Origin of the sequence: Halocynthiibacter styelae (assembly GCF_016123485.1) — a bacterium.
Classification (GTDB): domain Bacteria; phylum Pseudomonadota; class Alphaproteobacteria; order Rhodobacterales; family Rhodobacteraceae; genus Halocynthiibacter; species Halocynthiibacter styelae.
The window spans coordinates 157,314-170,046 of sequence record NZ_JADCKQ010000010.1 but is presented as its reverse complement, the minus strand read 5'-3'; the positions used below and the strand labels follow the sequence as shown (position 1 = coordinate 170,046).

Genomic DNA, 12,733 nt, shown 5'->3' with positions numbered 1-12,733 from the left:
ATTCTTATCTTCACTTCAGTGCCTTGCGACCCATCCGCTGCCCCAGTAGTGCGTCTCGTTTCCGTGTCGCCCTGCCGGTGAAGTGGGTTCTAGGGTTATACGCCAACACCCGCAACCCCTTTTTACATTTTCCGTGAAGCTTTTTTATCTTTTGAAGTAAGGCATTGATTTCAAACAGATATACTTAGTCAAAAACTCATCAACAACCGCACCCCAATATACCACCCCCCCAGAGAAAACAGGTGATAGCACCCCAAGCAGAGTAACTTCTCCTGGAATCGCAGGCAGAAACCCCGGAAACGGATGCGAGTCACCTGTGGTTTTCCGAATCCGCACCCGAAATTTCAGGAAGAGCGTCGCTGCGCAAAGAAATCACGTAACAGCGCGGCGGCTTCCGGTTCGCGCACGCCATCGATCACTTCGGGCACGTGATGGGCCTGTGCGTGACTATATATACATGGCCCCTGTTCAATGCCCCCGGATTTCGGGTCAGAGGCCGCATATATAAGACGGGCAATCCGTGCAGATGAAATCAGCATCGCACACATCGGACAAGGTTCCAGTGTCACCCAGAGTTCACAGCCTGGCAGACGTTCCTGACCAAGCTTTGCGCAGGCCTCACGGATCACAAGCACTTCAGCATGGGCAGATGGATCATTGAGTTCACGGGTGCGATTACCAGCCTGTGCGAGAATATCCCCCTGAGGTGAGACAAGAACAGCACCGACAGGCACTTCGCCCCGGCCAGCGGCAAGCTGCGCTTCTTCAAGGGCTGCGCCCATATAGGATGTGAAACCTGTCATATCTCAGTCATGCCCTGGTGTGGCGCGCCTGCCAAGTATCTTTCCCTTTACACAGAGACAGGGTAAAGCCTCCCTATGACAGATAAAGCCCAAGCCCCCCGCACCGGTGACAGGATCGCCAAAGTTATCGCCCGCGCTGGTGTTGCCTCGCGTCGGGATGCCGAACGTCTGATTGCCGATGGTCATGTGACCGTCAACGGCAAGCTGATCGACAGCCCTGCCCTGAACGTGACAGAGAAAGACAAGATCACTGTAAAAGGTGAACTTCTGGCCGAACCGGATGCACCGCGTGTCTGGCTATATTATAAGCCGACGGGCCTTGTGACATCCGCACGCGACGAAAAAGGCCGCGACACTGTCTTTGACAACCTGCCCGAAGGCATGCCGCGGGTGATGAGCGTCGGACGGCTTGACCTGAATTCCGAAGGCCTGCTGCTTCTGACAAATGACGGCGCGCTGAAACGCCAGATGGAACTGCCCTCCACCGGATGGTTGCGACGGTATCGCGTCCGTGTGAACGGCCGGCCAAAGGATGAAAACTTTGAACCTCTGCGCAAAGGGATCACGGTAGAGGGTGAGAGGTTCCAGCCCATGCAGGTGACGCTGGACCGGCAGCAAGGCGCCAACGCCTGGCTGACCATCGCAATCCGCGAAGGTAAAAACCGTGAAATCCGTCGTGCTATGTCTGCGATTGGCTTCGAGGTGAACCGGTTGCTGCGCGTAAGCTACGGCCCCTTCCAGATCGGATCCCTGAAAGCCGGTGAGGTTGAAGAACTGAAATCACGTGTTGTGCGCGATCAGCTGGGGCTTGATGGTGCGGATGAAAAGCCAACGGTTACGCGCCGTCGCAAACCCGGCCTGAAATCCGGGACACATGGGAAGAAGCCGACCAGATCACAGCCCGCGGCACAAAGGGCTGATGCCGGGGCAGGTTCACAGAAAGCTTCTGCAGGTAAACGCCCGGACCGCAGAAGCAAAAACGCCCCCCCCAGGAAGCCAACAAGACGCTGATAGCAGGCTCTTATTTCTCCCGGGGGATGAATGCAAAGGCAGAAAGATAACCCTAATGCATTGACACATGCAGTTGGTTGACTGTTTTCTGGTGCAATACGATCATCTGATCCCCCGGAAAGACAGGTTTCAATGCAGTACGGTAAACAGTTTCTCGCCAGTTTTTTTCTTCGCCTGATATCCATATTTATTGCACTTCAACTTGTAACAGCCTGCGCGGAAACCACATCGCCAGGAGGAAATGACCGAATTCTTCTGATGGGGGATTCTCTGATGGCCTGGAACCGGCGTTCTGGGCAGTCCGTAGCGCAACAACTGGAAGCTGATCTGCACCAGCCGGTGCTTGATCGTTCAGCCCTAGGTGCCTCTGTCATCCGAAGAACACCCCTTGGCGCCGCAATGGGCCTGAATATACCTCAGCAATTTCAGCCCGGGCAACGGGACTGGATTGTTCTGAATGGCGGTGGAAATGATCTGTTTCTGGGATGCGGATGCAACGCCTGCTCTGAACGTCTGAACCTTCTTGCGTCGGAAGATGGCAACTGGGGGGCAATTCCCAACCTTTTGTCCCGCCTTCGGGCCACCGGTGCACAGGTCATTTATGTGGGATATTTACGCAGCCCCGGTGTCGGTTCCCTTATTGAAAACTGTGCAGATGAAGGAAATGAACTGGAACGGCGTCTGATCACAGCCACCCGCAAAGATCCTGGCGTACATTATGTTTCCCTTCGGGATCTCGTTCCCCATGGCGACCGTTCTTACCATGCGTTTGACTTGATTCACCCGTCTCCCAAGGCCAGCCGCGCCATCGCCGCCCGTGTCGCAAACATCATTCGCAAATAGTTACGGGGAATTCTCCGGCAGACTGCACCATTTACAAATGACGCCAATTTAAGCAAAAACGGCGAAACGATTTCTGTAAGCCGGAGCGGCCAATGTCCGAACTTTTAACTTTCGAAAACCTGGGTAACCTTCTGATGCTTTGCTTCCTGCAGGCGGTGCTTGGGTTTGATAACCTTCTTTACATCTCTATTGAGAGTCAGCGCGCGCCAAAGGAAGCGCAGAAATCTGTGCGTTTCTGGGGCATCATCATTGCGGTGGCCCTGCGTGTTGTTCTGCTGTTCGTCATGATCCGCCTGATCGACGCCATGGCAGCACCTTTCCATATCTTCGACATGCCGGGTATTCTCGAAGGCGGCGTGAACTTTGCCACTGTGGTTTTCATCATCGGTGGTGTCTTCATCATGTATACGGCGGTGAAAGAGATTTCTCACATGCTGTCCGTCAGTCACCTGGATACGGATGTTGAGAACAAGTCCGGCAAATCTGCCGCCCAGGTGATCACGCTGATCGTGATGATGAACCTGATCTTCAGCTTTGACTCAATTCTGTCCGCCCTTGCGATCACCGATGTCTTCCCGATCCTGGCAGCCGCGATCCTGATGTCTGGTCTTGCGATGCTGGTTCTGGCTGACGGTGTGACGAAGTTCCTGGAAAAGAACCGAATGTATGAGGTCCTGGGCCTGTTCATCCTGCTGATCGTGGGTGTGGTTCTGCTGGGCGAAGCCGGCCAGGCTGCAGCACATGCGGTGCATGATGATGCGCTGGCGCTGAAAGTGTTCGGTTACGAGATCATCCCAATGTCCAAATCCACCTTCTATTTCGCGGTCATCGTTCTGTTCGCAGTTGAGATCATCCAGTCCGGCTATCAGCGCAAACTGAACCGCGAACGCGAGGCAGGGGGTAAATCTGCCCATTAATTCCCCCTGGCACCACTTCTGGTTTTAAACGGCAATTTCCCCTATATAGTCTTGTAACAGAGACAATCTTAACTGGGGAAATTGCAGATATGGGCGGAAACGGGGTCAAAAACCTTGGGTTCTGGGTACTTGTTGCCCTGATCCTTTACGCAACCTTCAAGGGGGCCGCGTAATGGCAAAACGTTTCGGTGGTGATTACAGCCCGCAGGGGCGCACGCAACACTCTGTTGCCCCTGCCCCCGGCGCAGGACCGGCCAAACCCACAATGGGCGACCGGTTCCGCGCCTGGCTGCTTTTTGTGGCCCCCATGCCGCTGGTGTTCAAAGCTTTTGGTCGTGATCCACTTGCGCTCGCAATGACACTGATCGCTTTCGCTGCATTGATCCTGGCCGCCTGGCTGACCCGTGAAGGTCTGCGGGCAGAAGCTGAATATGACGCCCGTCAGGTCGCCCGCCGCCCGGCCCTGCCCCGCAAGATCATTGCTTCTGCGCTCAGCGGGATTGGTGTGATGCTTGCTGCTTTCACCGGCATGGGCGGGGTGTTCGGCCCCATCGCCCTTGGCCTGCTGGCCACGGGATGTCATTTCATCGCCTTTGGCCCAGACCCGCTGTCAGACAAAGGCATGGAAGGCATCGACCGCTTTCAGGCCGATCGTGTGGCCCGCGCGGTGGAGGATGCCGAAGAACATCTGGAAGCTATGCGCGATGCCATCCTGCGTGCGCGCGACCGGATGCTGGAAACCCGGGTGGAACGTTTTGCTGTCACTGCACGCAATATGTTCCGCACCGTGGAAGAAGATCCGCGCGACCTGACGGCTGCGCGCAAATATATGGGCGTCTATCTGAAAGGCGCACGTGATGCGACGGTGCAATATGTATCCATCGCGACACGCGGTGCCAACGCAGAGGCCCGCGCAAAATTCGAGGCTTTGCTGGATGATCTGGAAACAGGGTTCACCAGCCGCACCCAGAAGCTGCTGGAAGACGGGCAGGATAATCTCGACGTCGAAATCGAAGTACTGCGCGAACGTCTCGCGCGGGATGCAAATGTCTGAATGAAGTTTTCTGAACAGGGATAAAATCTATGAGTGTTACTGTACAAAAGCAGGCCGAAGCCCGCGCCGCTGAAATTTCCGAAATCTCTGCCGTGACTCTGGCAGAGCCATCCAATGCGCTGGTGCCGATGGCCGAGGCTGATGCGCCCGTTGCCGCTGAGATCACAAAGCGCATGGATGAAATCGACATGGGCGATACCGGATCTATTGTCAGCTTTGGCTCAAGCGCCCAGGAAGAACTTCAGGTGATCAGCCAGGCGATGCTCTCTGATGTGCGCAACAAAGATGTCGGCCCGGCCGGTGACAGCCTGCGCGATATCGTATCCACCATTCGTGGCTTTTCCATCACTGAACTGGATACACGCCGCAAGCGGTCCTGGTGGGAAAAACTGACAGGTGCTGCATCCCCCTTCGCCAAATTCTATGCCCGGTTTGAAACCGTGCAGGGCCAGATTGACAACATTACCGACAACCTTCTGGATCACGAACATAAGCTGCTGAAGGATATCAAATCCCTGGATCAGCTGTATGAAAAGACTCTCGCCTTTTATGACGAACTGGCACTGTATATTTCTGCCGGTGAAGAAAAACTGCGCGTGCTGGATGAAGACGTGATCCCGGCGAAAGCTGCAGCTGTTGATGCTGCACCAGAAGATCAACAGGTGATGGAAGCCCAGGAGTTGCGCGATCTGCGTGCCGCCCGGGATGATCTGGAACGCCGCGTGCATGACTTGAAACTGACACGTCAGGTGACCATGCAATCCCTGCCGTCTATCCGTCTGGTTCAGGAAAACGACAAATCTCTCGTCACCAAGATCAATTCAACATTGGTGAACACCGTGCCTCTCTGGGAAACTCAGCTGGCGCAGGCCGTGGCAATTCAGCGGTCTTCCGATGCGGCGGATGCGGTTAAAGAAGCAACAGACCTGACCAACGAACTGCTGACCGCCAATGCAGAAAACCTGCGTCAGGCAAACGCCAAAGTACGTGCGGAAATGGAACGTGGTGTCTTTGACATTGAGGCCGTGAAAGCCGCCAATGAAACCCTGATCGCCACCATCAATGACAGCCTGCAAATCGCGGATGAAGGCAAAGCACGTCGTGCCGCTGCCGAAGAAGATCTGAAAAGGATGGAAACTGACCTAAAAGACACGCTTGCCTCTGCCAAAGCGCGCGGTGATAGTACCGACGACACGGCCGGGACTGCGGTTCCTGCTTAAAGGCATTTGAACGGAGGAAGAATGCTGAACCGGAAGACAATCTGCGCACTTGCAACGGCCCTGACATTTGTTGCGGGCTGCACCCCGGCCACACGGCCCGGCACGGAGGTGCAACAGAACCGGTTCAGCCCTCCACCTGCGGCAACAGTCACGCGCACAACCCCGCAAAGCCTTGCAATGAAAGAACATCTGGCCCGTTCTGAGCAGGCCAGTGTCGCCAACGGCCATATGCGCACAGACACTGCGCCGCGGGATGCACGTTTTACGCGCACTGACCTTATTGACAATTTCATGGCGGTTGCGCTCTTTGATGAGACCAACAATCCCAATGGTGGTGCACGCCGTGCCGAAGCCCCTTTGCGACGCTGGGGACAACCTGTACGATTCGGAATTTATTTCGGTGAAGACGTGCCGCTGGATCAACAACGCGAAGATCTGACCAATATCCGGGGCTTCGCAAGCCAGGTGGCCCGCGCCACCCGTCATCCGGTGACTGTCAGCAATACAAATGCCAATTTCCATGTGCTGGTTCTGAATGAACATGAACGTCGGAACTGGCACAGTCAGTTGCGCCGCATTCTGCCGGATCTGCCTGTCCAACTTGTCCGCGCCATTTTGCACCTGCCGCGTCACAAACAATGCCAGATGCTGGCATGGGATCCGACCGGCAGTGGCACATTCACCCAGGCGATTGCGCTTGTCCGCGCCGAACATCCAAACCTGACGCGCTTGTCCTGCTTCCACGAAGAACTGGCCCAGGGCATGGGTCTGCCCAATGACAGCCCCGATGCGCGTCCGTCGATCTTTAACGACGACGAAGAATTCGGTCTGCTGACGCGCCACGACGAATATCTGCTGCGCATTCTTTACGATCCGCGCCTGCGCCCTGGCATGCGTGCCAGAGAAGCCCGTCCGATCGTTGAAAACATCGTATCCGGCCTGAACCCGGACCGCCGTATTTAAAGTAAGGAGAACCCAATGGGTATCTTAGATTTCCTCTCTGGTCAGTTCATTGACGTTATTGAATGGACCGATGACACACGCGACACAATGGTCTGGCGGTTTGAACGCGAAGGCCATGAAATCAAATATGGTGCCAAGCTGACCGTGCGCGAAGGCCAGGCTGCAGTGTTTATCCATGAAGGCCAGCTGGCGGATGTGTTTACACCCGGTCTTTACATGCTTGAGACCAACAACATGCCGATCATGACCAGTCTTCAGCACTGGGATCACGGCTTTGAAAGCCCCTTCAAGTCAGAAATCTACTTCATCAACACCACCCGGTTTAACGACCTGAAGTGGGGCACAAAGAACCCTCTGATGCTGCGCGACCCGGAATTCGGCCCGACCCGTATTCGCGCGTTTGGTACCTATTCCGTGCGTGTAAAAGATGCTGGCCGCTTCCTGACCGAAATCACCGGTACTGACGGCGAGTTCACCATGGATGAAATCAGCTTTCAGATCCGCAACATCATCGTGCAGGAATTCTCCCGCGCGGTGGCGGCTTCGGGCATTCCGGTTCTGGATATGGCGGCAAACACCGGCGATCTGGGCAAACTGATTGCAACAGAGATTTCCGCCACCATCGCATCCTATGGTCTGGAGATCCCGGAACTCTATATCGAAAACATCTCTCTGCCGCCTGCGGTAGAAGCCGCCCTTGATAAGCGCACCTCTATGGGTGTTGTCGGCGATCTGGGCAAATACACGCAATTCTCTGCCGCGGAGGCCATGACAGCCGCTGCCAATAACCCAAATGGCGATGGCGGCATGGGCGCGGGTCTTGGCATGGGAATGGGCATGACGATGGCGCAACAGATGCAGAACGCCATGATGCCGCAATCCGGCCCCTGGGGCGCAGCCCCGGCGCAACCCGCTGCCGCACATACCCCGCCGCCTCCTCCACCGCCGGTCGAAAAGCTCTGGCATATCACCCAGAGCGGCAGCACAACCGGCCCATTTTCACGCGCCGCCATGGGTAAAATGGCGTCTGAGGGCAGCCTGACCCGCGAAAGCCTGGTCTGGACCGCCGGTCAGGATGGCTGGCAGAAAGCTGGCGCGATCACCGAACTGGCGCAACTCTTCACCATCCTGCCGCCGCCACCGCCCCCTGGCAGCTAAATCCTTCACGCCCGCCGCAACCCGGCGGGCGATTTCTTTCCGGCCTGTGGGGTTTCGGGAAAATTTCTTGCGGACGGCCCAACGGGCTTTCATGATGAAAGCAGAACGGAGGCCCGCATGAAACGCACACTGATTAAATGGTTACATTGGTTAAGCTTTGCCCTGCTGATCTATTTCTTCGCGGTTGAGCCAGAAGAAGATATGGCCGATGCGGGCGCTGCCCTGTCCACACATGCGGGTGCCGGGCTGCTGCTGGCGATTGTCACCGGGATCTGGCTGTTCATCTGGCTGCGAAAGGGGCTTATCGGACAAGCAGGCCCCAAACTGCCGGGATGGGGCAAGAAGTTTCACAGCCTCAACCACAAGCTTCTGCAAATCGGCGTGCCGGTGGTTGTGGCTTCCGGCGCATTTGCAGGTCTTGCTGCGCCTTTCCTGATCAAGAGTTTCGACATCATCCCGATCAACTTCGCAGGCGGCAACAAGACCCTGCATGACTTCGCAACCGAGATCCATGAGATCGTCTTTGACGCATTGATCATCCTGATTGTGCTGCACGCGGTATTTCACATCTGGCGGCATGTCCGATTAAGGGATAATGCTTTGCGTATAATGTTTCCAAAAATTCTGCACCGCTGGCTCTGACATATGACTGACACCCCGGATACCCATCGTTTTCCCTGTGATGCCTGTGGCTCTGATCTGCGGTTTGATCCTGCAGCGGGCCTGCTGAACTGTGATCATTGCGGCAATCAGGAAACACTGGAAGGGCACGGGGCGATCAGCCATTCAGATGCCATCCGGGAACTGGATTTCCGCACTGCCCTGAACGCGCAACTGCCCGAGGCTGAGACCGAGGAAATCCGCACATCATCCTGCCCGAACTGCGGCGCACATGTGGTGTTTTCGGATGAAAGCCACGCCGAAGAATGCCCCTTCTGCGCGACACCCGTGGTGACAGACACCGGCGCATCGCGACAAATCAAACCCAAAGCCGCCCTGCCCTTTGCCCTTGAGGAAACTCAGGCCCGTGGTGCTATGACCGACTGGCTGGGCAGTCTCTGGTTCGCACCCAACGGCTTGCAGGAATATGCCCGCAAGGGGCGCAAAATGAACGGCATCTATGTCCCCTACTGGACCTATGACGCCGACACCAAGACCCGCTACAGCGGCCAGCGCGGCACAGTCTATTACGAAACCCGCACCGTGCGTGTGAACGGCAAAACCCAGACCCGTCAGGTCCAGAAAATCCGCTGGCGCAATGTATCGGGCCGGGTTGCGCGGTTTTTTGATGATGTTCTGGTGCTGGCCAGCCGTAGCCTGCCGAAGAAATACACCGATAACCTTGCCCCCTGGGACCTGTCGCATCTTGAACCTTACCGCCCGGAATATCTGGCCGGGTTCAATTCTGAAGGCTACGTCGTGGAACTGGCCGACGGCTATGACGAAGCCCGTGCTCTGATGGATCAGGTCATTCGCCGCGACATCAAATTTGACATCGGCGGCGATCGTCAACGCATTTCTTCCATGGATACCAGCGTGTCGGATGTGACCTTCAAACATATCCTGCTGCCGGTCTGGATGGCGGCCTATAAATATCGCGGCAAGACCTACCGTTTTGTTGTGAACGGACAGACAGGCCGCGTGCAGGGTGAACGCCCCTGGTCGGCCTGGAAAATCGCGATTGCGGTTACGCTGGGCCTGATCGTGGCCGGTGGGCTTGGTTATATCATCGCGCAAAATCAGTAAGGACAGATCATGAAAGCAGTGGTTCAGCGGGTCTCAGAGGCAAGTGTCGATGTCGATGGCACCCGCATCGGGGAAATCGGTGAAGGCGTTATGATCCTGGTCTGCGCCATGCAGGGCGATAGTGAGGCAAACGCTGATAAGCTCGCCGCCAAAATCGCAAAACTGCGCATCTTCCGCGATGACGAAGGGCGCATGAACCGTTCCCTTGCCGACATTGGCGGTGCGGCCCTGATCGTCAGCCAGTTCACCCTGTCTGCCGATACCTCGCGCGGCAATCGCCCGGGGTTCTCAACTGCTGCCAGCCCTTCCGAGGGTGAACGGCTTTATGAATATTTCATCACCCGGATGCAGGCTGAAGGCATTCCGGTACAGACTGGGAAATTTGGCGCAGATATGAAAGTGCGTCTGCTGAACGACGGGCCTATCACCATCCCGATGGAATTCTGATCAGCCGGTTTTCTTAACAAATTGCGTCAGAATCACGATCTGCTGCCCGTTCACCCGGCCTTCAATATGGGTTTCATTCGCCGGTGACAGGGAAATATTACGCACGGGGGTGCCGCGTTTCGCGGTAAACCCAGCCCCTTTCACTGGCAGATCCTTGATCAGAACAACACTGTCGCCAGCGGACAGAACAACACCATTGCTGTCGCGATGAACCAGTGCGTTTTCATCCGGCAGATCTTCCTCAGCCCAGGCCAGCGTGTCAGGTTCAAGATACGCAATATCCAGAATATCCTGCGCCCAGGCCTCTGATTTCAGACCATGCAGCAGACGATAGGCCAGAACCTTCACGGCTTCGCTTTCAGACCAGATTGCGCCGCTGAGACATTGCCAGTGTGGCGCATCTGAAATCGGGCCCTTTACACCTGCAAGACAGGTATCACAAAGCTGCACAGTCGCATCACGCGGGGCCATGCTATGGGTGGTCAGACCACCAGGGGCCGAGCAGATTTCGCAGGTGTCAGACATGATCATTCCTTTTCCGGTTGTCCGCCTGTAACACGTCTTTCCCCACAAGGAACAGTCACCTGCCGCATTTCTCAGCAATCAGAAAATATTCTGTCCTCTGTGTGAAAACCATCTGGAACATTGGGCAATTTTCCGCCAGGTAAGCAACAATTTGGACGAAGCGCATATGCGCCTGAAAGGACAAAAAATGACACCCAACGAAAATACTGACTATAACTTTGGCCCGGGCCAGGCGCTGGTTGGCGCCCAGATGCTCTTTGTGGCCTTTGGTGCGCTGGTACTTGTGCCCCTGCTGACCGGCCTTGACCCAAGCGTCGCCCTGTTCACCGCGGGCATCGGCACCCTGATTTTCCAGGTCGTGACCAAAGGCAAAGTGCCGGTGTTCCTGGCCTCTTCCTTCGCTTTCATCGCGCCTATCGGTGTCGCCACCGCAACCTGGGGTCTGGCTGCGACCACCGGTGGCCTTGCCGCGGCTGGCCTGTTGTATGTTCTTCTCAGCTTTGCGGTGCGTATTTTCGGCAGTGGTTTCCTGCATAAGCTTCTGCCACCTGTGGTCGTTGGCCCGGTCATCATGATCATCGGCCTGTCGCTGGCACCGGTTGCTGTGAATATGGCAACGGGTCTTGCCGGTGACACGCAGATCATGCCGAAATCCACCGCACTGATCCTGGCGGCAGTGTCTCTTGGTGCAACCATGCTGACCGCAATCCTGGGCCGTGGCATTATGCGTGTCGTACCGATCATGGTCGGCGTGATCGCAGGTTATGCAGCTGCCATCTTTATGGGGCTGATCACAGGTGAAAGCCTGATCAACGGGTCTGCCTTTACCTCTGCCCCCTGGTTCGCTGTTCCCGGCTTTGTTGCGCCGGAATTCAACCTTGCGGCCATCCTGTTCATCCTGCCTGTGGCCATTGCCCCCGCGATTGAACATTTCGGTGACATTCTGGCGATCGGCAATGTGACGAAAAAAGACTATATGGAAGAGCCAGGAATTCAGAACACCATGCTGGGTGATGGTCTGGCCACGATGGCTGCCGGTTTCCTTGGTGGCCCGCCAAACACCACCTATTCAGAAGTGACCGGCGCCGTAACCCTGACACGAGCTTTCAACCCGGCGATCATGACCTGGGCTGCGATCTTTGCAATCATCCTGGCCTTTGTCGGCAAAATCGGCGGCGCGCTTGGCACAATCCCGATGCCTGTCATGGGCGGCATTATGATCCTGCTGTTTGGCATGGTCACAGTTGTTGGCCTGTCTGTGCTGGCACGCCTTGGTGACACTCTGACAGAGCCGCGCAACATGGTGATCATCTCAACCGTGCTGGTGATCGGCCTTGGCGGCCTGACCCTTGAGTTCGGCGAAAGCTTTAAACTCGCAGGTATCGGCCTGTCCGGCATCGCAGGCCTGGTCCTGAACATGATCCTGCCGAACCCGGGCGCTAAAACTTAGCTTCTTAACAATTGAACTCAAAAGTGTCCGGACAAAACCGGGCACTTTTTTTGCCTCGCTGTAGAAGATGTCACCACGCGCTTCTTCGCCTGCCAAGTCCAGTATGGAACATGTCCGGCTTCTTCCCCCGTCACATAGAATTTCCGATTGCACCGCAAACATAAGCAATCAAAATGTGTGCTCCAGGTATTTTCTTCAAATTTCTCGTGCTCGATGGATACGATCCCGCAATCCGCTTCCTTCTTTGGGTCGTATCTGGTTGAACCGAAGTACGCCGTACATAAGCATTTACTGCCCGTAGAAATTTCCAATTTTCTAAAGGCCTGCTCCAATACTTCGGAATTACTGCGTAATGCACCTCCGAGGTCATGCATCTGAATTCGGGCCTTTTTAGGTAAAACTGAAGCTGCAATCAGACGTAATGCATCTCTGTCATGAAGGCGAAGAACTTCCCAACAACCCGTATATATTTCGTGGCTGTCTTCAGAAAGTAGTTTCGTCGTCACATCATTCAAATCCATATACAACCATCGCCCATCAAAAGCCGAGCATCAAACAAAAAAGGCGGCCCTAAGGCCGCCTTTTGAATGCGTTCC

The 12,733-nt window shown here is 55.6% G+C and carries 14 protein-coding genes; 11 read left to right on the top strand and 3 right to left on the bottom strand.

Translation table 11 applies throughout. The features are described 5' to 3' along the window. Positions 1-344: 344 nt before the first annotated feature. Positions 345-803 carry a nucleoside deaminase gene (locus H1D41_RS13775; protein ID WP_228849453.1) on the bottom strand — a complete coding sequence of 153 codons (459 nt, stop codon included), beginning with the start codon at positions 801-803 and terminating at the stop codon, positions 345-347. Between the two features lie 75 nt (positions 804-878). On the opposite strand from H1D41_RS13775, the gene H1D41_RS13770 reads away from it, so the two are divergent. From H1D41_RS13770 to dtd, 10 genes are all read left to right on the top strand, one after another. Further along, positions 879-1,814: a pseudouridine synthase gene (locus H1D41_RS13770; RefSeq protein ID WP_228849452.1), complete on the top strand. Its 936-nt coding sequence runs from the start codon at positions 879-881 to the stop codon at positions 1,812-1,814. A 132-nt stretch (positions 1,815-1,946) separates the two neighbouring features. Then, a complete protein-coding gene (locus tag H1D41_RS13765) occupies positions 1,947-2,657 on the top strand; it encodes an SGNH/GDSL hydrolase family protein (protein WP_267473693.1) in 711 nt (236 codons plus the stop codon). A gap of 92 nt (positions 2,658-2,749) precedes the next feature. After that, positions 2,750-3,574 carry a TerC family protein gene (locus H1D41_RS13760; RefSeq protein WP_107498321.1) on the top strand — a complete coding sequence of 275 codons (825 nt, stop codon included), beginning with the start codon at positions 2,750-2,752 and terminating at the stop codon, positions 3,572-3,574. Between the two features lie 172 nt (positions 3,575-3,746). Then, a complete protein-coding gene (locus H1D41_RS13755) occupies positions 3,747-4,628 on the top strand; it encodes a 5-bromo-4-chloroindolyl phosphate hydrolysis family protein (protein WP_228849450.1) in 882 nt (293 codons plus the stop codon). A gap of 29 nt (positions 4,629-4,657) precedes the next feature. Further along, positions 4,658-5,848, top strand: coding sequence for a toxic anion resistance protein (locus H1D41_RS13750; protein WP_228849449.1), 1,191 nt, complete (start codon positions 4,658-4,660; stop codon positions 5,846-5,848). Between the two features lie 21 nt (positions 5,849-5,869). Further along, positions 5,870-6,811: a DUF2927 domain-containing protein gene (locus H1D41_RS13745; RefSeq protein WP_228849448.1), complete on the top strand. Its 942-nt coding sequence runs from the start codon at positions 5,870-5,872 to the stop codon at positions 6,809-6,811. A 15-nt stretch (positions 6,812-6,826) separates the two neighbouring features. After that, entirely contained in the window at positions 6,827-7,969 is a 1,143-nt protein-coding gene (locus H1D41_RS13740; protein ID WP_228849447.1) for an SPFH domain-containing protein, read from the top strand. Positions 7,970-8,086: 117 nt separating this feature from the next. Next, a complete protein-coding gene (locus H1D41_RS13735) occupies positions 8,087-8,611 on the top strand; it encodes a cytochrome b (protein ID WP_228849446.1) in 525 nt (174 codons plus the stop codon). A 3-nt stretch (positions 8,612-8,614) separates the two neighbouring features. Further along, positions 8,615-9,715, top strand: a complete 1,101-nt coding sequence (locus H1D41_RS13730) for a TFIIB-type zinc finger domain-containing protein (RefSeq protein ID WP_228849445.1) — start codon at positions 8,615-8,617, stop codon at positions 9,713-9,715. A gap of 9 nt (positions 9,716-9,724) precedes the next feature. Further along, positions 9,725-10,162 carry a D-aminoacyl-tRNA deacylase gene (dtd, locus tag H1D41_RS13725; RefSeq protein ID WP_228849444.1) on the top strand — a complete coding sequence of 146 codons (438 nt, stop codon included), beginning with the start codon at positions 9,725-9,727 and terminating at the stop codon, positions 10,160-10,162. Here the strand turns inward: dtd and H1D41_RS13720 are convergent, their stop codons facing one another. Then, on the bottom strand, positions 10,163-10,687 hold the full coding sequence (locus H1D41_RS13720; protein WP_228849443.1) for an alkylphosphonate utilization protein: 525 nt from the start codon (positions 10,685-10,687) through the stop codon (positions 10,163-10,165). 187 nt (positions 10,688-10,874) lie between these two features. On the opposite strand from H1D41_RS13720, the gene H1D41_RS13715 reads away from it, so the two are divergent. Beyond that, positions 10,875-12,137 (top strand): uracil-xanthine permease family protein, encoded by a 1,263-nt coding sequence (locus tag H1D41_RS13715; RefSeq protein ID WP_228849442.1) that lies wholly within the window; start codon positions 10,875-10,877, stop codon positions 12,135-12,137. A 17-nt stretch (positions 12,138-12,154) separates the two neighbouring features. Here H1D41_RS13715 and H1D41_RS13710 read toward each other — a convergent pair whose 3' ends face one another. Beyond that, a complete protein-coding gene (locus H1D41_RS13710) occupies positions 12,155-12,658 on the bottom strand; it encodes a hypothetical protein (RefSeq protein ID WP_228849441.1) in 504 nt (167 codons plus the stop codon). Positions 12,659-12,733: the final 75 nt, after the last annotated feature.